This window comes from Spiroplasma endosymbiont of Nomada ruficornis, from assembly GCF_964030795.1.
Classification (GTDB): Bacteria; Bacillota_I; Bacilli_A; order Mycoplasmatales; family VBWQ01; genus Spiroplasma_E; species Spiroplasma_E ixodetis_A.
The window spans coordinates 926461-947953 of the sequence record NZ_OZ034962.1 but is presented as its reverse complement, the minus strand read 5'-3'; the positions used below and the strand labels follow the sequence as shown (position 1 = coordinate 947953).

32 protein-coding genes are annotated in these 21493 nt (G+C 22.7%); 8 read left to right on the top strand and 24 right to left on the bottom strand.

Annotation, left to right across the window (positions count from 1 at the left end; all coding sequences use genetic code 4):
- Positions 1–23: 23 nt before the first annotated feature.
- The gene (locus AAHM79_RS05755) at positions 24–1184 is read right to left on the bottom strand and encodes an Mbov_0401 family ICE element transposase-like protein (protein ID WP_338957526.1); all 1161 of its coding nucleotides are present in this window, start codon (positions 1182–1184) and stop codon (positions 24–26) included.
- Between the two features lie 73 nt (positions 1185–1257).
- Between AAHM79_RS05755 and AAHM79_RS05750 the strand changes: the two genes are divergently transcribed.
- Together AAHM79_RS05750 and AAHM79_RS05745 are read left to right on the top strand one after the other, a co-directional pair.
- Positions 1258–2964 (top strand): hypothetical protein, encoded by a 1707-nt coding sequence (locus tag AAHM79_RS05750; RefSeq protein ID WP_338958622.1) that lies wholly within the window; start codon positions 1258–1260, stop codon positions 2962–2964.
- Between the two features lie 150 nt (positions 2965–3114).
- Positions 3115–3393, top strand: a complete 279-nt coding sequence (locus tag AAHM79_RS05745) for a hypothetical protein (RefSeq protein WP_342257212.1) — start codon at positions 3115–3117, stop codon at positions 3391–3393.
- Here the strand turns inward: AAHM79_RS05745 and AAHM79_RS05740 are convergent.
- The 23 genes from AAHM79_RS05740 to AAHM79_RS05630 all read right to left on the bottom strand — a co-directional run bounded on the left by AAHM79_RS05740 (position 3390) and on the right by AAHM79_RS05630 (position 16359).
- Positions 3390–5414 carry a hypothetical protein gene (locus tag AAHM79_RS05740; protein ID WP_342257322.1) on the bottom strand — a complete coding sequence of 675 codons (2025 nt, stop codon included), beginning with the start codon at positions 5412–5414 and terminating at the stop codon, positions 3390–3392. The genes AAHM79_RS05745 and AAHM79_RS05740 overlap by 4 nt on opposite strands.
- A complete protein-coding gene (locus AAHM79_RS05735) occupies positions 5365–6603 on the bottom strand; it encodes a hypothetical protein (RefSeq protein ID WP_342257210.1) in 1239 nt (412 codons plus the stop codon). Before AAHM79_RS05735 ends, AAHM79_RS05740 begins: the two co-directional genes overlap by 50 nt.
- Positions 6604–6616: 13 nt before the next feature.
- On the bottom strand, positions 6617–6739 hold the full coding sequence (locus AAHM79_RS05730) for a hypothetical protein (RefSeq protein ID WP_338957828.1): 123 nt from the start codon (positions 6737–6739) through the stop codon (positions 6617–6619).
- Between the two features lie 4 nt (positions 6740–6743).
- Positions 6744–8636, bottom strand: a complete 1893-nt coding sequence (locus AAHM79_RS05725; RefSeq protein ID WP_342257209.1) for a hypothetical protein — start codon at positions 8634–8636, stop codon at positions 6744–6746.
- A 3-nt stretch (positions 8637–8639) separates the two neighbouring features.
- Entirely contained in the window at positions 8640–10337 is a 1698-nt protein-coding gene (locus AAHM79_RS05720; protein ID WP_342257321.1) for a hypothetical protein, read from the bottom strand.
- Positions 10338–10348: 11 nt separating this feature from the next.
- Positions 10349–11533, bottom strand: coding sequence for a hypothetical protein (locus AAHM79_RS05715; protein WP_338958609.1), 1185 nt, complete (start codon positions 11531–11533; stop codon positions 10349–10351).
- An 18-nt stretch (positions 11534–11551) separates the two neighbouring features.
- Positions 11552–11929 (bottom strand): hypothetical protein, encoded by a 378-nt coding sequence (locus AAHM79_RS05710; RefSeq protein WP_342257219.1) that lies wholly within the window; start codon positions 11927–11929, stop codon positions 11552–11554.
- A gap of 16 nt (positions 11930–11945) precedes the next feature.
- A complete protein-coding gene (locus tag AAHM79_RS05705) occupies positions 11946–12137 on the bottom strand; it encodes a hypothetical protein (RefSeq protein WP_342257320.1) in 192 nt (63 codons plus the stop codon).
- Between the two features lie 34 nt (positions 12138–12171).
- A complete protein-coding gene (locus AAHM79_RS05700) occupies positions 12172–12330 on the bottom strand; it encodes a hypothetical protein (protein WP_338957552.1) in 159 nt (52 codons plus the stop codon).
- 15 nt (positions 12331–12345) lie between these two features.
- Positions 12346–12729, bottom strand: a complete 384-nt coding sequence (locus AAHM79_RS05695; protein ID WP_342257319.1) for a hypothetical protein — start codon at positions 12727–12729, stop codon at positions 12346–12348.
- A gap of 115 nt (positions 12730–12844) precedes the next feature.
- Positions 12845–13117 carry a hypothetical protein gene (locus tag AAHM79_RS05690; protein ID WP_342257221.1) on the bottom strand — a complete coding sequence of 91 codons (273 nt, stop codon included), beginning with the start codon at positions 13115–13117 and terminating at the stop codon, positions 12845–12847.
- Entirely contained in the window at positions 13086–13361 is a 276-nt protein-coding gene (locus AAHM79_RS05685; protein WP_338957557.1) for a hypothetical protein, read from the bottom strand. Before AAHM79_RS05685 ends, AAHM79_RS05690 begins: the two co-directional genes overlap by 32 nt.
- Complete coding sequence (locus tag AAHM79_RS05680; protein ID WP_338957559.1) at positions 13354–13497, bottom strand: hypothetical protein; 144 nt, start codon at positions 13495–13497, stop codon at positions 13354–13356. The genes AAHM79_RS05685 and AAHM79_RS05680 overlap by 8 nt, the downstream gene beginning before the upstream one ends.
- Before the next feature lie 70 nt (positions 13498–13567).
- A complete protein-coding gene (locus tag AAHM79_RS05675) occupies positions 13568–14062 on the bottom strand; it encodes a hypothetical protein (RefSeq protein WP_342257318.1) in 495 nt (164 codons plus the stop codon).
- A complete protein-coding gene (locus tag AAHM79_RS05670; RefSeq protein WP_342257317.1) occupies positions 14001–14225 on the bottom strand; it encodes a hypothetical protein in 225 nt (74 codons plus the stop codon). The genes AAHM79_RS05675 and AAHM79_RS05670 overlap by 62 nt, the downstream gene beginning before the upstream one ends.
- 61 nt (positions 14226–14286) lie before the next feature.
- Positions 14287–14493 carry a hypothetical protein gene (locus AAHM79_RS05665; RefSeq protein ID WP_342257316.1) on the bottom strand — a complete coding sequence of 69 codons (207 nt, stop codon included), beginning with the start codon at positions 14491–14493 and terminating at the stop codon, positions 14287–14289.
- 17 nt (positions 14494–14510) lie between these two features.
- Positions 14511–14672: a hypothetical protein gene (locus AAHM79_RS05660; protein ID WP_338957563.1), complete on the bottom strand. Its 162-nt coding sequence runs from the start codon at positions 14670–14672 to the stop codon at positions 14511–14513.
- A complete protein-coding gene (locus tag AAHM79_RS05655) occupies positions 14648–14968 on the bottom strand; it encodes a hypothetical protein (RefSeq protein ID WP_342257315.1) in 321 nt (106 codons plus the stop codon). Before AAHM79_RS05655 ends, AAHM79_RS05660 begins: the two co-directional genes overlap by 25 nt.
- Positions 14958–15395: a hypothetical protein gene (locus tag AAHM79_RS05650; protein ID WP_338957565.1), complete on the bottom strand. Its 438-nt coding sequence runs from the start codon at positions 15393–15395 to the stop codon at positions 14958–14960. Before AAHM79_RS05650 ends, AAHM79_RS05655 begins: the two co-directional genes overlap by 11 nt.
- Positions 15396–15397: 2 nt before the next feature.
- On the bottom strand, positions 15398–15562 hold the full coding sequence (locus tag AAHM79_RS05645) for a hypothetical protein (protein WP_338957566.1): 165 nt from the start codon (positions 15560–15562) through the stop codon (positions 15398–15400).
- Positions 15563–15696: 134 nt separating this feature from the next.
- A complete protein-coding gene (locus AAHM79_RS05640) occupies positions 15697–15891 on the bottom strand; it encodes a hypothetical protein (protein ID WP_342257314.1) in 195 nt (64 codons plus the stop codon).
- A 63-nt stretch (positions 15892–15954) separates the two neighbouring features.
- Positions 15955–16215, bottom strand: coding sequence for a hypothetical protein (locus tag AAHM79_RS05635; RefSeq protein ID WP_342257313.1), 261 nt, complete (start codon positions 16213–16215; stop codon positions 15955–15957).
- Between the two features lie 12 nt (positions 16216–16227).
- A complete protein-coding gene (locus AAHM79_RS05630; protein WP_338958910.1) occupies positions 16228–16359 on the bottom strand; it encodes a hypothetical protein in 132 nt (43 codons plus the stop codon).
- Between the two features lie 1094 nt (positions 16360–17453).
- Here AAHM79_RS05630 and AAHM79_RS05625 point away from each other — a divergent pair.
- The 6 genes from AAHM79_RS05625 (at position 17454) to deoC (ending at position 21081) form a co-directional block, all read left to right on the top strand.
- Positions 17454–18164 carry a hypothetical protein gene (locus AAHM79_RS05625; RefSeq protein ID WP_342257312.1) on the top strand — a complete coding sequence of 237 codons (711 nt, stop codon included), beginning with the start codon at positions 17454–17456 and terminating at the stop codon, positions 18162–18164.
- Positions 18165–18314: 150 nt separating this feature from the next.
- Positions 18315–18545 (top strand): hypothetical protein, encoded by a 231-nt coding sequence (locus AAHM79_RS05620; RefSeq protein ID WP_342257311.1) that lies wholly within the window; start codon positions 18315–18317, stop codon positions 18543–18545.
- A 152-nt stretch (positions 18546–18697) separates the two neighbouring features.
- A complete protein-coding gene (locus AAHM79_RS05615; RefSeq protein WP_252320509.1) occupies positions 18698–19420 on the top strand; it encodes an RsmE family RNA methyltransferase in 723 nt (240 codons plus the stop codon).
- A gap of 11 nt (positions 19421–19431) precedes the next feature.
- The gene (locus tag AAHM79_RS05610) at positions 19432–19779 is read left to right on the top strand and encodes a Gfo/Idh/MocA family oxidoreductase (RefSeq protein WP_342257310.1); all 348 of its coding nucleotides are present in this window, start codon (positions 19432–19434) and stop codon (positions 19777–19779) included.
- A gap of 107 nt (positions 19780–19886) precedes the next feature.
- Entirely contained in the window at positions 19887–20414 is a 528-nt protein-coding gene (locus tag AAHM79_RS05605; RefSeq protein WP_342257309.1) for a Gfo/Idh/MocA family protein, read from the top strand.
- The gene (deoC, locus tag AAHM79_RS05600; RefSeq protein ID WP_339039639.1) at positions 20404–21081 is read left to right on the top strand and encodes a deoxyribose-phosphate aldolase; all 678 of its coding nucleotides are present in this window, start codon (positions 20404–20406) and stop codon (positions 21079–21081) included. The genes AAHM79_RS05605 and deoC overlap by 11 nt, the downstream gene beginning before the upstream one ends.
- The last annotated feature ends 412 nt before the right edge of the window (positions 21082–21493 follow it).

Sequence of the window (21493 nt, the reverse complement as noted above, 5' to 3'; positions counted from 1 at the left end):
ATTCAGCAAATTTAAGTTTTAATTTATAATAACTGGATAATTGTATTTATTTGATAACATTTAAAATTAACCATTTTTGTATACATATCAATGTTATAAGTTCTATCACCAATCATATGCTTTAAAATTTGTTTAATATTAGTTTCAGTAAAGCAACCAATATTTTCAACTAATGCTTGGTTTAATACACCATCTTTTGCATTAATAAAATAACCAACTTTTAATTTTTTATATTGTAAAGTTAATGATTGTAAAAAATCAATTAATTCATAATATTGACCTTTGGCAAATAAATTTATTGCATTTTGATAGTGTAATTTAGCAATTTGATTTTTTCTTCTTCCTGCCATTATACCAAGAAATAAAACATGAAAAGCATGAAATTTATCTAAAATAAATTTAGCATTTAAAATTGTAGCAGTTTTTCTAATTCATTTTGCACTATCTCCACAAACTATTAAATTTGCTTGGTCAAAGTTTTCAAAAAATAAATTACCATATTTTTCTATTAATTTTGCGGTTTTTTCAGCACCAATTTCTGTTTTTGAAACTCTTATTTTACATACAGCTCTTTTATTAATTAATTTTCCATTTTTCTTTTTACCAGTACACATTACTATTAATCTCATCGAACATTTTTTACAATTTTTAGTATTGTGTTTTTCATTAAACTTAAATTTTCGATGACCATCATCAATATTTACATATAAATTTTGATTTGGTTGTAATGGTATTTTGGGAATATTTGCTTTTGGTAATTCAAATTTTTGATATGTTCTACAAACTGTACTATTACTTATTAAATCTTCAATAAAAGTATCACAAACATCACGATACTTTTTACCATCAGCAAAATATTTTAAAATTTGTTTAATAACGTTAGGTGCAAGTTTACTATATTTTTTAACACCAAGATAATTATCTAATAATGATACGTACTCCATTTTTTGTGTTTTTGTGTTATAATGTGTACAAATACGTCGCTTATAAGTTAATAAACCTTTTTTTGCTTTTAATTTTCGTTGTCTAAATCTATATGATTTATATTCAGATTTATCACATATACTTCATAAATAATCATCTATTTTTGCAAATAATTCTTCTGTTTGTTTTAAACTTAATTCATCTTGATTAAAATCATGTTTGTCTCAATCAAAATGATTTGCGAATGGTAATATAAACATTTTTAATGTTCCTTTCTAATTTTTGTTTGTTAATAATTTAAGTTTAATTTTTTTTTAAAAATAAGGAGTAAATATGGCTTTTATTAGTAGTTATGGACAATTAAATAAAAAATATAATCTTAATTTTAGTGATAATAATTATGGTTTTAGTTGAGATATTTTTAAAGAATTTGTTGGTGATGAATGAGCAGAATATTTTACTACTAATTGTTTTTATCGTTTTGTTCCAACAGCACGTGGAACAAGAAAAACTTGAAACTGTTTAGCATTTGATTTATTTATATGTTGTAATTTTAGAGATAGTAGTGTTCAAGAAGTAAGAAGATATGAAAATACTCATAGTGAAACTACAATTGGTGCTTTAATGAATGTTTGTCAAGTTTTATTAGATACATATAATATTAATTTATTACCTAATAATCCACATGGCATTAAATGAAAAATTACTAAGGATGGGGGATGTATTATCTTTCCAAGTAATCAACAAATTGACTTTATTGGTTATGCTAATGGTAATAAGATTTTTGGAAAAGAAGCAGGTGGGTCAAGTTTTTTAGGTTCAAGAACAGATGAAATTATTATGGCAGAAGAAAAAGAAACATTAACTGAAAAACAATTAACATATCGATATGAACGTTTACAAAACTCTATGTTTAGAAGTAATCGTATTAAAGTATCAAATAAACCTATTAAAGAGTGAAGTTGAACATTTATTGATAAAAATATATATAGTTCTACCTTTGGACAAAAGATTACTCGTTATTTTTATAAAAGTTTTTTCATTACTTTTACATGTAATCCTTATGATAAATATCATCCATTTTATTTAAAATACTGTACACCATTTTTACCATTAAATGATGAAGTCATGAAAAATCTTAAAAAAGTTGGTAAAGTTTATTATGAAAATAAAGATATGTTTAGTGGTTTAGGTTTATTTGTTTTAAGATTTACTATTCAACCATTTTGAAATAAATTACCTGACATTCAACAAAGAACATTATTAGAAATGGAAAAAAGTAATCCAGATGAATATAATACTGTTTATTATGGTTTTGAATTTTTAGATAGCGATGCAACAATTTTCCCATTTCAAAAAACAGTAAAATATTGACAATCATATGATTTAAAACAATTTTATAATCAAGAAAAAGAAATGTATAAATTTGATTTTTATAGTGTTGGTATTGATTGAGCTACGGGACCAAAAGACCATACTGTATTTATGGTAGTTGGTTTTAAAGAATATAATAATACTGGTTATTATGATGCTTATATTATTTGTGAATTAGTAGTTACTCCAAATGATTTTATAAATGAAAATGAAAAAATTAATGCTTATGTTAATGAAATTTTAGGATTAATGGATAATTTTGAAAATTTTGAACAAGCAATTTATTTTTATGATGATAAAGCAAGAACAGCAATGGATTGATTAAATCAAAAATTAATTGATGAACACAATACTATTTTAATAACACAAACCGCTATTAAACATGCTTCAAATTTAAATCAAGAAGCCGGATTAACTAATAGAGTAGTTTGAATGAGAAATATTATGAGTTATGGAAACTTTTATGCAAATAAAGATGATTTACCAAAAACAACTCAATGTTTAGAAGAATTACGTTATGACCAAACCAAAACTAACATTCCTGACAAAAATATGTATCAAGACCCTTATGATGCATTATTTTATGCATTATATCCATATAAAAATGTAATTAGGGGTAAAAATAATGCTACTGTAAAAAAAAGTATCTTCACATTTGCAATATAATAAATAAGCGCAATACAATTAATATTATAGGTATCAAAAAATAAACACCTTTAATTTAGGCGTTATTTTGCTTTTAAAAGCATACTTGTAAAAATAATCAAAAATAGTACAATTTAAAAGTAAAATCAAGGAAAAAAGGAGATATTTATTATGAAAATATGAATAAAAACAAATTTTCAAAAAATATCATTATCATTTGCTGTAATAACTGGTGTTACCGGTTTAATCTTAGGAATAGTTTCATATAATAAAAATAATCAATTAACATATTTTTATGATTACGACCATGAAGCACACTGGGGGGCAACTATTTGAGCAAGACCAGTAAGTAATAAACATAAAATTACTCTTTACTGAGCATCAAATAAATTAACTGATGATGCAGTAAAATGAGATGGTATTTATCCAGATGGATATTTTGATAATTAAATTTCTAAATTTATATAAGAAATATTTTCATTATATTTATCAAATAAATTAATATTATTTAAATTTATTTCTTGTTTATTTGTTACTAAAATTAAATCATAATTACCAGCACCAAATAGTCCGCTAACTTCAATTCGATTTAAGTTATTAATTGGATTTTCAATTTGTAATTCAAATTCACTATTATTGTCAATTTGTAAAACTTCTTTATAAAATTCTAATTTAGAAAATAATTGTGATTTATTTGAACCATATAAATTTAAAGCATTTTCGGTTTTATTTTTATTAATAATTAATCTTGTAAAATATTTTCCATATTCACCATTACCTAATGTTCAATCTGCCGGAATTAATGATGGTATATTATTGCTTTCTAATTCATTAGTTATGGATAGTCAGTTAAATTGATTATCATCTAATTTCAATAATTCATTTTGACTAATGTCATTGTTTTTTAGTTTAATGTTATTGATATCTGTAAAATCAAAATATGCAGATTTTAATACTACTTTTATATCTTTAAATTCTCAAATCTTATCAGGTGTAGAATGTATAGGATTTGATTTTAATTCAAAATAATAAGGTAATAATAATTTATAGTCATCATTTAAACCGTTATTAATAGACATGGTTGAATAAATATTTTTTGATAGCATTATAACTATTTGTTTTAATATTTTAACTTTTGGTAAATTTGTATAGTTAGGATAATCTAATTCTCATTGTTTAAATAAATTAGTAATAACTTCATTTGGTTTTTGTCCTTCAAACTTAGCACGAATTTTATCTAAATCATTCATTTCTTTTAAAACATTACTTAATGATGCACCATCAAAGTTTCTATTATAAGTATATGTATAAGTTAACATATCTAATAATACTTTTTGTAAACTATCAATTGGTGGTCTATCTTTTATTTCTAGTTCAACATCATGAAATTTATTTGTTGTAGAAATAAATAAATTATAGTCACTTACTAAAAATCATGACTCTAATTTTTTATCTTTTAATTCTAGTTCATCAGATAATGGTCATACTTTTGAATTTTTAGAAACATCATAACCAATTTTATCATTAGTTACTCTTGCATTATTAATAATTTCTTTTCTTGTTTCTCTACCACCACCAATAGCAATTAAATCTAAAACTGATTTTTCTTGTCCTATAAATTGTTTTGCTAAATTTCAAGGTAATATTTGTTCACTAAATCATTGTTGTAATATTCTAACTTTTGGTTGAGTTTCAATAGGCATTGATAATAGCGGAAATGCTATCTTATCTTTGACAAATAACTTTGGGTATACCTCCATATTGTCGACTTCACCAAGTACCTTTATATTGCCAAAAATCATGCTTCTAGGTGCTTTAATTTTTAAACCAATAACTTTGGTGTCTTTATCTAGTGGTTTTTGTAATTTAATAATAATTGGATAACCATCTCTTGTTTTAAAGTCTTTAATTTTAATAATAGTAATACTTTTAGTACTTCTAGTTTTTGGATTTTGATAAGGTTCTGAATAATTATTAATAATATATAAATTATCAATATTATTTTCAGTTAATGGTTCATTTATACTAACTGCATATAACTTAAATTGATTTAATAAATTTATTTCTTGAAATATTAAATTTTTAATATTAGTCATACTATATTCAATTGTATTGTCATTAATATTAGTACTTGCTCTTTGATTTAATTGCATAGTAAAATCAGATGTTTCAACAGCAGTAGTTTTTAATACTTTATCAATATCAATAAAACCTATTTTAATAGTATTTGCTGAAAATCTTAAACTATTATTTTCATTATTTTTAAATAAACGTTCAATTTCATAAATATAAATTTTTCTTTTTTTAAATTCATCGTATGCTCTATTAATATCAGGGTCACTAGTAGCACTCATCATATTAGTAAAATCATAAGGAATATTATCAATTAAATAATCATTTTCTATTTCTGCTTGATTAAGTTTAGTTTGTTTCTGTGGAAACTTCGTTTGTGGTTTGTTGTTGTTTTCCATTGTTTTCTCCTATTAATTGGTTATTTTCTGGATTAAATAATTTTAATTTAACTGTTAAGTTATTAATTTCTTGTTCATCATTAATATTAAATGTTTTACTATTTAATAAATCTTTATCTAAACGTACTAATATTTGAATAAATTTAAGAATATCAATATTAAATTGTCATAATTTTTGTTCAATATAATTAATAGTTGAAATATTTACCGCTGTACTTTCGGGAACCGATTGTTGTGCTGATTTCTTTTGACTTGGTATATGAATACCACAACGTTTAAATATTTCATTAATATTTCAATCATATATATCAGTTAAATTTTTACCTTTAAAATTACTACTTGTCATATTAATATTTTCACTTTTTTCATTATTATCACCAGTAGTTTTTCAAATATAGTTGTTAGTAACTAATGTTCTTACGGCTTCATCCATTGTAGATTTAGCATTACCATAAGTTTGGTCAAAAATAAACTTTGGTGAATTTAAAATAGTATCTAAAACAATTTGTTCATAAATAACATCTAATGCTTTAATTTTATCCATTACTTTATTACAATCTGCTAACTCATTTGCTTTATTTCTCATAATTGCTATTGGAATATAATTAATATTTAATGTTTGTTCTTGTTCTAAATTAGGATTATTACTATATTCTTTAAAAGGTAAAGGAAATTGTTTTTTATTATCACTAATACTATAAATTGCACGATTAATAGTTACTTGTTCATTATTTAATTTATAAACTTCAAATAATCTTACTGTTTGTGCATTTTGTTGATAACTATCATAAAAAATAGTACATTGAATTAATTTACCAGTAATATCATAAATTCTTTGCTGTATATCTACTACTTGAAAATAAAAATCATCATTAGCAATATAAATTAAATAACCACTAATTCCTAATTTGCTTAATTTAAAAATAGAATTTCAATTCTTTCTATAAAATTCTTGTTTAATTAAATATTGTTTAATAGTTTCATTATTAATATCCAATGGAGCATTATATAAATTAGCATTATTTTCAGCAACAAAATCAGTAAAATAAGTCTCATGATTAAAATCATTAAAACCAAAATAACTTAAAATAGAAGTGTGTGTACTTTTATTTTCTAAAAAAATTAATTTAGATTTTTCTTCATTATTATTAATATTTGTTTTATCTTTTCTTGGTCAAAAAGGTTTCATTTTTTTCTCCTTTCTAAAATATTTGATTAATTTTTAAGACAATTTTTACTATAATAAATATAATTAAACCAGCAACAGCAGAAGATAATAAAACTCCAATTAAACTTAAAATAATTTTTATAATTTTTCAAATCATAATTTTATTCCTGTAATTCTTCTACTTTTCATGTATTACCTTTATCGCTACCTTTTAAAGAATAAATAGTAATAAATTTTGAGTGTTGTACTGATAAAACTAAGACATTAGTATTATTGTTAAAAACTTCTATTGGTACACCTGCTATTTTTGTATTAGTTATAATAAATTCTTTAATTGCAAAAACATTATTATATATATTTCAAGAATAATAAACTTTATATCTTTTATTAACTATAAAATCATAAGTAATTTGTCAATTATCTCATTTATTTTTTTCTCTTATTCCTACTTCTTTTCAAATTGAACTACTTGGAGGAATTGGAATTGGTTGTGGTTGTTTTTTGATAATTTCATTAATAGCACCAGCAACAGTTTTATCAGTAGTTTCTAAATTAGGAATTTCAGTACCAATAGTATTTATAGAAAAAGCATATTTGAATTGGTCTTTATCCATTTTATTGTCTAATTTTTTATCTACTTCTTCTTTTTTATAATAATCAGTTAAATCAGTTTTCCCGCAAGTAGCACTAATTTTATTATTTTCATCAATTTTAATATTTTCACCAGCAATTAACTTATCTTGTTTTTTATCTAATAATTGATTTGTTTCTAGTTTTGTATAATAATCATGTTCAGTATTTTCTTCTGCTATAAATTCAGTTGGTGTATCTATTCCTTGATATTGATATATTTCTTCTATATCACCAATTAAATTAATTTTTCCAAGTTCAGGATAAGAATTACCACCACCACTAAATTGTTTCTTTTTATTGTTATAGTAAATAGTTCCAATATTTAAAATATTTTTATTTTGTATTTGTTCTCCATAAGTCATGGAATCAACATTTAACAATTCAAATTCGTTAAAAACATTATTTAAATAAATTTTAATTACTTTATAAAATTTCATAAAGTTATTTTCTGTTGAATATTGATAACTGATTTTAATAAAATATCATTTAAATATTTCTATATTATTATTTTCAACTTTTTTTCATAAGGGACTAGTTTCAATATTAAATCAATTATTTTTAACATCATTAATATTTTCGTTTGTTTTAATTAATTCACTATTTAATTTGGTAATTTCATTTTCATTTGTAGTAATTCGTTTTTGTTGTTTAGCAGAAAAATCACAAGTTGGTGCATGTGTATAATCACCAATTTGTGGATTGTTTTGTAAAACATCAGGTGGTAATGTTCCAATTTCATTAGGTCAATCTAAAATCATAGTTTCAGTTTTTGAGTCATATTCTGTTGCAACATAACCTTTATTTATTAAATTTGTAACTGGTCCCCTATATGTTTCATTTTTATTACCATTAATGGTATCATCATATAATTTTATTTGCTTTGATAATGTAAATTCTTTTTGTTCTTGAATTAATTCATTAACTTGGTTTCTAGTATAAAATGCTTTTAAGTCAATTTTTTCAACATCTATTTCATCATTATTATAATTTGAAAATATTTGTTTTAATTCTGTTAATCTTGCTCATATTTTCATTCTACTAGGTGCTAAATCTCAAATATTAATCGTAGGAGTACTACTTGCACTAAATTGATTACCATTATTAAATTGAATAGTAGCATCAACATTAAATTCAATTGGTGTACGATTAAATACTCAATGTTCAACCATAACATAAACCATATCTCTTAAAGTTTCTTTAATTAATTCATCTTTAAAACTATCAAAAGGAAATTTAGATAAAATAAAATCAAGATAAGCATTAATATCATTTTGAGCACGAATAGCAAATGTTTTAAATCAATCATCAACATTTGGTCATGTATTTATATATTGTCGTGGTGTTTCTGTAATTGTTCCAGTTAATGGATATCAGTTATTATAATTTTCTAAACTGACACCAGTTCAAAGTTTATTAATCATATTTTATCATTCCTTAAAAAATGCTTTTTTATAACGTTTGGTTTTTGATTTAGTTTTTCTATGTGATATATGTATAATTTCTTTTTGTAATTTTTTATTTCCTTTTTTTACAACTTGATTATATGCAAATTTTTCTAAATGTCTTAACAATCCAGTACCAAATACAGTATTAACTGATAATTTTAAACCCACCCTTTTAAATGATTTATTGACATTATCAATAGGATTATTAATAACATTAACTACTTTATGATAAGTTCTAATTGTCCTTAATATTTGCCTATAAATTTTAAAACTATCTTTAATCATTTGTTGTACAACTGGTAGAGCAAAAGCAATACTTTTTAATCATTTATTTTGACTAACTCCATATCCAATATATCAACCGCTATATCATCTATATCAATGAAATGGATGTATTTGAATAACAAAAGTTTCTGCTTTGATAATACTATCAATAACTACAATTGGTTTATATTTAGGATTACGATGATAAATAGTAATTCCACATTTATCTAATGATAAAGGTTGAATTTTACAAGCCATAAATACTGGTGAATTTAATGGAATTAATTGTGCATGTTTAATTGCTTTCTTTTCAGCACTTGTAAATACATCAATTGTTTTTTCTTTTAATTTATTAATTTTTTCAAATGCTTGTTTTTCTAATTTTTCGAATTTCTCTTGTAATTTATAAATATTTATTCTTATTTTTTCAAAATATGAAGTATCTTTTCAAAATTTATTTAAACCTTTTTTAAAATAAAATTTAATATCAAAATATTTAAAAGTTTGATTTGCTTTTAATACTAATTTATGAATTGAACTATTTTTAAAATTAAATTTAATTGCATTAGCACGAATTTTTTGTAAATCTAAAATTAAAGATTTTCCATATCTATTTTCTGCATGTATTGTATGAACTAAATTTAATCAGTCATGTTGGTTCATTTTTAATACTTCTTTTAAATCAGTATTATATTTTTGTAAAAAATTGTTTGCTTTATCAATATCTTTAATTTTAAATTTAGGAGTTAACTGTGGACTTAACTTTATTAATTCATTTTGTAATAATAAATAATTTTTTAATTCTTGTACTTCTAATTTTGCAAAATTATTTTTATATTGTCTTTCAGCAACAAAACCTAAATTTTGTATTATTGTTTCGCGATTTGGAGCATGGTTATAATTAAATAAATAACGTTTATTTCCAATAATTTTATCTGTTAAAATTTCTTTTCCACTTACTTGACTAATGATTTCTTGTAAATTTTTTGCTTTTTTAATGCCAATTTGTTCTAATGTTTTAGTTTTTTCTGCTAAACTAATAAATTTAGTTGTACGATAACCACGACTAATTCTATTAAGTCCAGCAAATGCAGGTAATATATTAAAAAAAGTATTTAATGGTGTAACATTTCCTTTTAAATAATCATAAACTTGATTAATAGTAAAATCAGTTAAAAACTCTACACCAACAGCACTAATACTAGCAAGTAAATCACTTGCACCTAAACCAAGTGCTAAACTTTCACTTAATCCACCAGTAAAAGGAGCAAGTGCTACTGCTATTACTTGTACACCAATCATTTCTAAAATTTCTCATCATCAACTTTTATGTTCTTGTTGTTGACTTGTTCTAGTATGTTTTGGTTTATTTATGTTTAAAAGTATTGCTGTACTAGTTGTACCAATTGGCATAATAATTATCCTTATTTAAGAGTTATTTTTATAGGATTTGTTGAACCTTGATAATTTTTATCAGTGTCATTAGTAGTGATTACTACATATAAATCTCCTGCTTTTTGGTTTTGATTACTTACATCCACTTGACCTTGGGCATCACTAAAATAATTAATAATTGGAGTTGTTAAATTTGGATTTAAATTATTTAGTTCAGTTGTATTTTTAATTGTTGTATCTAATAATTTATTCTTTTTAGTAGTATCAGCAGTAATATTAGTTGTTAATGTTGTAATTTCTTCACTTAAATATTTTTTATTAACAATACCACATAACATTCATCTTGATTCTGTTTCTGAGTTTGACATATAAGGAATAGATTCTCCTGTTACTTGTCCACCAACTAAATATCTTTTTGGAACTTTACCATCTTTAATATCTTCAACATATATACTAGTTTGTTGTAACATATATCTTTTCATTGCTTTTGGTGTTGCTAAAACAAAATTCATAATTTGATTTTTATTTTCAGTATTTTTAAATGTCATATAATCATCCATAACAATTTGACATAATACACCTTTAATATATAAATTTGTTCCATTTAATCTTAATTGTTGTGCTAGTTGATTATCAGTAATTAAACCTTTATTATCTGCTAAATAAACTAAAGTATCATAAAGACTATTTGTTATAAAAAATTTACAATTATTACTATTTCTTAATTGAAATAAAGTATTTCATGCTGATAACATTGATTTTAAATATCCTACTGGTGTTGTATCAGTAATGATTACTTTTTTGGCAGATTTAGCAATTGTATTTGTATCATTATTTGCTAAATAATCTGCTAAATCATTAGCAACTTCATATTGCATACTTTCTAGTAAATTTTGCCCATTATCTGCAAATAAATCAACTTCACCAATCATTTCTCCTGTACTAGCTTCTTTTGTAATTTCTTTAATAATTTTATCAGTATCAACATAACCAACTTCTAATCCTTTACTTTTATCATTTCAATGAAGTATTTTGAATGTTGGGTCTTTTGGTTTTTTAACTATAAATTCAATTTTTGTAGAATTAACCATTTCAATTGGAAAAAAACTTGCTCATGGACTATTTGATTGTTTATAAAATTCTATAAATTCAGGTGTTTCTACTAATTTTGTAGTATTATCTAAATTTTGTTTAAATGGCACTGGATTTGGCATTTTAAATTTTCCTTTCTTTTATAAATTATTTTTCTTTTTATAATCTAATAAACTACTTTTTATTGAAGTTTCTTGATTTGTTAATATTGTTTCTTGTTTACCACCTGTATTAATTGGTTCTTTAAATAGTGGTTGTTCTTTAATCATTTTTTTAATAGTTTCTTCAATTTTTGAATTTTCTATATTACTTGTTTTAAATTTTAAAAATTCATAAAATTCTTTTTTAACTTGATATTTTTTAAATATATTAATTATTTCTTTTTCTTTAATTTCTTGATTAAGTTTATTTAACTTATTTTCTAATTCAACAATCTTAATTTCTTGCTCTTGTTGTAAATTATTATTTTCAATTAAAGGTTCAGTATTTTGTTCAACATTAGTTTCATTTTCTAACATTTAAATCACACCTTTATTATTTATTTTCTTTTCCATTAATTTTTTCATTAAGTTTTGCTAATTTTTTTTGATGTTTCATCACTTTATTATTTCTTCTAATATGTTTTGGAGTTGTAATAAATCTTTTCAATCAAACAATTAATTCTCTACAAATTAATGTTCCTACACTTGTTCCAATAATAATTAATTCATGTAAAAATTCTTTCATTTTCAATTATTTCCTTTCAATTATTTATTTTTAATTATTCGTCAAATTGACCATTATTAATTCTTTCAATCATTGATTTTGAATTACTTATAATAGTTACCAATAAAGATATTTCTTTATTTAATTGTTCCATTCTTTCTTTATATGTCTGAATTTCATTGTTATAATATTCAATCAATTTTTCTTTATTCATTAGTTATCATCTCCTTTATAAACTATCATATGTAGTTGGTCTTTCATATAAAACATCACTACTTCCACTATTATTACTAATAGCATCACTATTAATTAATCTTCTTGTTTCATTTGTAAATGATGTTTCTTGCATTTCTTGATTATAATTTGTAGTTTCCATAGGTAATAAATTATGTATAATTTCACTTGCACCAGCAACTATTGTTGGTACTGCATAAGCATTATGAAAATCATTATTTATACCCATAGCTACACCACTTGAAATTAGACATCCACTAGTTGCCATATTACATATTTTTCTTATTACTTCAAATCTATTAGGTATTAGTTCACTTAACCCACCAATTAGATTTGATATACCATAAGTACTTAAACTAATATATGTATCTCAATCCATTTGTTGTTTATTATCATTAGTTAATAATAATGGTCATGGTGGTGTTTCTGTGGTAGTAGTTGTTAATCAAGGTGGTGGTTCAGGATTAGGATTGATTTTTGTAAATTTTGCATAATTAATTAAACCAATAGTTCCTAAACCTAATAATATTTTTTTTACTTGAATTTAATATTTTCTTTTTAGTACTTGGCATTTGATTTAAGTTTCATATATCAATTCCTAACTTTTTACTAAATAATAAAGCATTAATACTTCCTAATACTGGATTACCAATAATTTGACCATAATAAGCACTTGTACCAATCATTGCTGATAATGGACTTATTCCAATTCTTATTATTTTTAATAAAGTATAGTTATTTGATTGTACATTCGTGTCATTTGGCATTTTCATTTACTCCTTCATTTTTTGGTTTAATAAACACTTCAACTCAACCTGTATAGTGAACGTTATCACCAACTAAAATAGCAGTATTTGCATGTGGTTGAGAAACAACTAAATATTCAGCAATAACATTAGGATATTTTCATAAAATAATTGCTTTTATATCATTACTATCTGTTAAATCTTTGGGATTTGGTGAAAATATTTCTATTTTATCTTGACCAAATAAATCTGTTAATTTAGTCATTATCAAATTCACCTTTTTCTATTTTTTCAATTAATAAATTTAAAATATTTTTGTCCAAATCAGAGTTTGTATAATTAATTTTTTTAGTTCATTTAATTATATCTTTCATATATTTAAGTAATTTTTCTTTATTCATTATTTATTCTCCTTATTTAAATAATATCAACCAATTAATAAACTATCTGCTTCATCATGATTTGATATTTTTATATTTCAATTATTTCTTTAATAATTTCTTCAGCAACATATATACTTAGTTCTTTATCTCAAGGTCTTAATCAAAAAATAGGTGGGTCATAACGTTCATATCATTTCTTTCATTCACTTGGACTTATTAACATATCTTTTGTTAATAATTTATTAAATTGTCCTGCAATAAAACCACGTAAATGTTCTTGAGTTTCATAACCAATACCATTTTTTGAATTAAAAGTACCACGTTCAATAATTAAATCCAATTCATTATCATTAACTTTTATATCTCAATAAAATTTTCTTTGTCCATCATATTCTTTTAAATTATAACTTTTAACAAATATTGGTTTTCAATTTCAAAAATCATATTTATCATGTAAATAAACTTTTTTTCATAAAGTAAATCCAGTATTTTTAATACTTGGGTCAATTGAAAGTAAATAATTAGTCATTATCAAATCACCGGTCTTTAATTCTGGTTTTAATTGGTTTATAAACTTCTTCATAATATCCGTTTAAGCGATATGTGTTTTTAAGATATTGCATAAATCTTTCTTTATTAATACAATTTTTATGTCTTGATTTATTAATTTCATCAACTTTATTTCTATGTTCTTTATCACCTTGATAACAATGTTCACATACATTTCTCAGCAGTTTTTTTCGCAAGTAAATAAATCATGTTTTTTATCACATACACAACAATCTTCACAACATACTTCTTTATTCATTATTTATTCTCCTTTCTATTATTTCTTTCTTGCTTTATTAAGAAATTTATTCAAATAATTTGATTATCACCATCACCTAATTTTTTTAAAAGATATTCATATCTTTTCTTAAAATCTTCACTATCAATATCTCTATCTTGGTAAATTATTTTTTTCAATTTTTTTATTTTATACAAGGTTTTTGGAGAATATATTTCTCCATGCATGCAAAGAAAACATTTCATTATTTATTCTCCTTATTTTCAATTTGATTAGCAATTTCACTTAATATTTTTAATACTTTATATTCATTTTTTAATTCTTTAATAATAAATATTAAAAATATTATTAGTGTTATACTTGTTATTAATATTGGTGCTATTAATAAAATTTCTCATCATATCATTTTTTACTCTTTTCATTTTTTAAATCATTTAACATTAATTGAACAAAATACACGATTTTAGGAATGTTTAAAGTATTAAAAATTTGACCAGTGACAATAATTTCATCGTTTTTGTTTAATAAAATACATCGGTTATAAAATTTTGGATTATTAAAAATTAAAGTAACATAGTTTAAACCATTTCATTGACCACGAACACTATAATATAATTCTTTATTACCTTTTTCGTAATATTTTGCTTCAATAGTGTTACTTAGTTTTACTGTTAATTTGACATAATTGGCTTTATCTTTCATTTTTATAATTCCTTAAATAGTATTGAATGTGTTTATATGCATCTTGTTCATGTTTTGTTAATTTTATATTTCCTTTATAATTTGTTATTTTATTTTTATTTTTTGGTTGGTTTTCTAGATAATCTCAGTTGAAAACATCTTGTACTAATACCATTAATGAACCAATAATTTTAGGAGTTGCTAATGGATTAGTTAATAATTGTTTTGAACTTAAAAAGAAATTTTCTACAATAACTAATATTTTGTTTTCAAAAAATTGTTCTTTGATTATTGATAATATTCTTTTATAACGATTTTTACTTTCAAAAACATGTGTTGTGTTGAATGTTTCTGTATAAATAATCCTATTTGTTTCATTTGAATATATAACAATTCCATTATTACCAATACCAGCGGGGTCAATCCCAATAATTAAGTCATATTGCATTATTAATCAAATTCACCATTTTTAATTTTTTGATTTAATTGAGATATAAGATTTAATCTTCCATTAAAACAACTTTTTCAAAGTTTAGTTACTTTTTCATCGTCTCTCATTTCTTTATTTCATTCTCATTCATCTTTAAGATATTCAAGTATTTTTTCTTTATTCATATTTATACCTCCTACTTAACCTAATATTTAAAATACAGTCATAACAAATTGCTTTACTATTTTTATCTCTTAAAAAATATTTTCTTGTTTTTATATCATTAGTATTAAAGAATAAATAATCTAATTTATTTTGTTTACATGTTCAACAAAAATACTTTTTCATTATGAGTTGAAATTTCCTTATAAGAAGTAACTATATAATTAATTGGTAAATCATCATGTTTATATGGATTATTTATTTTAAAACCTTTTCTGTTTTCTTCTCACGTAATGTTATATTTAAAACAAGGATTAGTAATTTTAGTTTTGTTATCTGTTATTTCACCCATAAATCAACTATTATGCTGTTCATAAAATGTTAATTGTTCAAGTTTTATATCATTAAGATAATATTATTTTGGAGCAGTTGGTTTATTAACAGTTATTTTTTGGTCTTTAATATATGGTTCTAATAACTTTATTAATTCATTACCACTTAATTCTTTTTTAATATTTTCTAAATTAAAAACTCAATATGTGCAACTGTTATCAACAATAAAAGAATTATTTTTAATCATTCATTTTGGAAGAGATAATTTATATTCAACATAATCAATAAGAATAGATGGTGGTTTATCTTTAACAATTTGTTCTTTTTTAAATTCTATTTGCATAATAATCCTTTCCTAATATGTTCTGTTGCTTCTAGCATAAAGAACATATATTTTTATTCTTAGATTATTAATAATACTACTATTTGTTTTATTCATTCCAGCAATTCTGGGCTCAAAAATAAATTGTGAAATTTTAAAAAACATTGAGGCATTCGATTCAATATTTATTTAATTTGCGTTTAGCAAATTAATATTTTAATTGAACCGGTCCCGCTCAATTTTTTTTACAAGTTTGAAATTTATTTTCTCGCCCAAAAATTTTTCAAAAAAAAATAAAAAATAAAACCAACACTTGCTCACTTGGTAGTGGCAAGGTTGGTTAAATAAAGAATAATAGTTGGTCCCCACTCCGGGTCTATATATACTAGTTTCCAATTCGCTCCCACCCCAAGAATTACCATTTCTGGTTAGTATATTTTATTAGGTATCACTCCACTTTTTATTTATCCATGCAAGTCCACATGCTAGCTACTATTTTTAACAACTATGTTGTAGTTCACTTTTTTATTTCCCTAACACGTGTTGATAATAGTGCTAAAGACGGTTATTAAAAATTTTAAAATTTTACAATTACAAAAAAAGACAAGAATTTTATTCTCGTCTTTTGTCATTTATTTTTTAATTTAATAGTTTAAAAAAGAAAGGAGTTATTTTTAAAAATTTTTATTTATCGACATCTTCGGTACGCTCCCAAAGAAAATAATGATGAAACTTTAAAAATTGAATTTGAATTAAAAAAAGCAAAGGAAAATTTAGAAAAAATTAAAAATGAAATAGTTAGTGGTCAATTATTTGGTAAAAAAACGTTAAAGAAAAGAAAAAGAGAATTAGCCAAATATGAACATGAAATTAAAGAAAAAACAACTAGGTTAAGGAAATTAAAACAAAGAAAAGAACAATTAAATGAATATCAAAAGATAAATAGCAATATCCAAAATGAATTAAAAAATGATATTAAACAATTTTTAAATAATGATGAAAAGAACAAAACCAAAATATTAACAAAAAATAGAAAAAAAATAAAAAAACTAAAAATTAAACTTAATAAAATTAACATTCTACAAAAAGAATTAAAATATGAAAATAAAATATTAAAATTAGAAAACGAAATTAAACAAGAAAAAATTGAAAATGGTAAAAAAGTTAAACAAATATATGAAGAAATTTTGACAATAAATAATAATTGTTATTATATAACAACTTTTATACATAATAATCAATCAATTTCAGAAAAAATAATGTTTTTTCACAACTTTGATAATGATAATATACAAATATTAACGCAAACAAAACAATATAAAAATTTAAGTCAATACAAAAATGATCTTTTATTAATAAATAATAATAATAATTTTGATAGAATACCAATCAAAGAGTTTATAAAAGAACAAACAGAATGTAAAGAAAAACCATCTATAGCGGAATTCACAATGTGGGGTGTTATTTCAGTACTTTCTGTTGGTGTTCCAATATTGATTTCTTGTTTACCCTTTGTAAGGAGGGAAATTGCAACAGAATTAAAAGACAAACTTATAGTTGGTTTAATTTCAATTACGCTTGGCTTATTTATTAAAACTGCTGCAACAACAGTTTCAACTGCAATAAAAAAAGTTGATTCATGAATTTATAATAAAATGTTTAAAAATCAAGAAAAAATTGAAAAAGATAAAAAAGAATTTAAAACAATAATTAGAGACTTGACAAGTGATAAAGTAGAAACTCAATTAGAAAGACAATTTAATATTTTAAAACAAGAATTAGATAATAGGAAAAAGCAAAAAATAAATAAACTATTAAGTAATAAAATAACATGAGAAAATCCAGATAAAGCAAAACCAACAGTTACTAATCCTGTTGCTAAAAATTTTGATTTAAGTGTTATAGTTAATTCTTCTGATATACAACCCCCAATTAGTCCAGTAACAAAACAACGAAGTTATTCAATATAAAATATTGTTTTAAAAATAATTTTAATAGTTTTGTTAAAAAGAGTAAAATTATATATTTTTTATATTTACATTTATAAAAAATATATAATTTTACTGAGTATTTAAAGGGGAGAAAAAATATTCAAAAAATAATAAAGGAAGTAAAAAAATATGCCATGAGAACCATATGAAAAATGAAGTACAAAAGATAAAGATTCACTTGCAAAAAAATTCGATGAAGTAAATAATAGTTTTGGAAAAGAAAAAGAAAGAGAAAGACGAGGAAAAGTTGCTGATACATTCGAAGAAAGTAATAAAAATAAGAACATAATAAATGATAAACCTTTAGTAAACATAGATAATAATGCTACTACTAAAGTTGCAAAATGTATTATTTTATAAATAATTAAAAACTACTTAATTAATTAAGTAGTTTTTAATTTAGTTTCATGATAAAAGAAAAAAGAAATTTTATATTTTAGAAATTAAAGATGATAGTTAAAACTTGTTAATTTGAGTTTTACCTTATGTTATAATCAAATTAGAGGTGGACTATGGAATGCTACTTTACTAACCATAAAACTAATAATATTTTAATATTAGATGAAGAAGATAGTAAACATCTAATTAAAGTATTACGTCATAAAATTAATGATGAAATAGTTATTATTCATCAAGAACAAAAATATTTAACAAAAATTATTGAAATTACATCAGTTATTAAATGCGAAATTATAAAAACAGTGCCAAATAGTAATTCAGAATTAAGATGTAAAATCACATTAGTAATATCGTTATTAAAAGAACAAAAATTTGATTTAGTCATTCAAAAAGCAGTAGAATTGGGAGTTTATCAAATTGTGCCATTGCAGTTAAAACGATGTGTTAGTATTTTAACGAGAACAAAAGCAGAACAGAAAGTTTTACGTTGACAAAATATTGCAAAAGCTGCTGCCAAACAATCAAATCGCAATTTAATTCCGATTGTTACACCCGTTGTTTTTGATTTAAAACAATTAGAACGATATCGGTCTCATCTTAATTTGGTTGCATATGAAAATTCATCAGAAACTAGTTGGATTAGTCAAATAAATAATAAATTATCATCAATAACAATTATAGTTGGACCCGAAGGAGGAATCACTAAAGAAGAAATTGCAACTTTAACACAACTTAATTTTAGTAATATTAGTTTAGGAAAATTAATTTTACGTGCCGAAACTGCACCTTTATTTTTAATGTCAATCATTAATTATGAAACAAGTTTAAAAAGTTAAAGGAGTACAAGATGATTAGAATTGGTATTATTGGAACTGGAAAAATTGTTCAAAGATTTATAAAGCAAGCGTTAACTAATAAAAAAGTTAAAATAACTTGTATATATTCAAGAAGTTTAGATAAAGCAGAAACATGAGCAAAAAAATATAATATTGCCCATAGTACTGATGATTTAAATAAAATGATAGAACATATTGACGCTATTTATATTGCTTCACCAAATGGTTTGCATTACGAACAAAGTAAATTATTTTTAAATAATAATATTCATGTTTTAGTAGAAAAAACTATTACTTTTACAGTTGAAGAAGTTAAAGACCTAATTTCTTTAGCAAGAAGTAAAAAAAAATTTTATTAGAAGCTTATGTTACTGTTCATTTACCTATTTTTTCTAAATTAAAAAAATTAGTTCATGAAATAAATCCAGAAGTAGTTAACCTTAATTTTAATCGTATTTCTTCAAGAATGCCATCAGTTGAAAAAGGAATATATGATTCTGTTTTTGATAAAGATTTTGGTAAAGGTGCAACTTATGATAGTTTAGTATATCCATTACAATTAGTATTGTATTTATTAGGTAAAGTAAAAACAGTTAAAGCGATGGCAATTAAATTACCTAATGGTGTTAATTTAAGTAATCATGTTATTTTGAAGCATGAAAATGGAACTATTACTACTATTACTTGTAGTAAAGGAGTAACCTCTTATGCACAAAGTGAATTTATAGGTCATAATAGTAGTCTTGTTTTATCACAAGTTCATCCATTAAGTGGAATTAAGGTTTATACTAAAAACGGAATAAAAGAAATCGCAGATAATACTAATGAAGAAAGTTTAATGACATATGAATTAAATGATTTTGTAAAAATGATTAAAAATAAAGATTATTTAAGTCGAGATTATTGATTAAATCATAGTTTAATGAATCTTGAAGTTATTGAAGCAATTATTAAAAGTGAAAATGAATTAGGAGTTGAAGTTTATGAAAAGTAATATTAATTTAAATGAATATATTGATCATACATTATTAAAACCAGAAGCAACATTATCAATGATTGATACATTATGTAAAGAAGCTAAAACTTATTATTTTAAAGCAGTTTGTATTAATCCATTTTATGTTAATCGTGCTGTTACTTTATTAAAAAATAGTAATGTTAAAGTATGTACAGTGGTTGGTTTTCCATTGGGTGCCAATACTAAACAAACTAAAGTAGCAGAAACAATTAATGCGATTAAAGATGGTGCTCAAGAAATTGATGTTGTTATTAATATTGGTGCATTAAAGGATAATGATCAAAAACTTGTATTGCAAGATCTACAAGCAGTTCGTAATGCATGTCCACAAAATATTATTTTAAAAGTAATAATTGAGTGTAGTTTATTAACAACAGAACAAAAAATTATTGCTTGTCAGTTAGTAACTAAAGTAAAAGCAGATTTTATTAAAACTTCAACTGGTTTTGCTAATGGTGGTGCAACGGTTGCTGATATTAAATTAATGAAAGCAAATATTGGTCCTCATGTTGCAATTAAAGCTTCTGGTGGTATTAAAAATCAAGATGATGCAATGGCGATGATTAATGCTGGTGCTACTAGAATTGGTACTAGTAATGGTGTTGCTATTATTTCAGGACAAGAAACTAAGGGTGGTTATTAATTAATGTAAATCAACAATTATATACTAAATATAAAAGAAAGAACAAAATATCTAAAACAGAAAATGAGAAAACAATAATCATTAACTTCATTTATTTATTATCTTTAAATAATTAAAATCAATTTATTAAAACTAATAATTTTGATAAAAATTGATATTTAAGGATTGTTTTTAAAGAATTTTTTTCTTTAATAGACAAAATTATTTTTGAAAAATGCTTATATTATTTTTTAAAAATGATTGATTTTGATAGGAAAATTATTGAAAATAATACTGTTTAAAAATATTTAACATTGAATTTACTAAGCAAAGATAATTAATCATCAATTACAAAAAGTCATCAGAAATAAAAAAGTCTTTCTTAATGATATGGCAGTTTTTCAAAATATTTTACTTAGTAATTAAAATATAA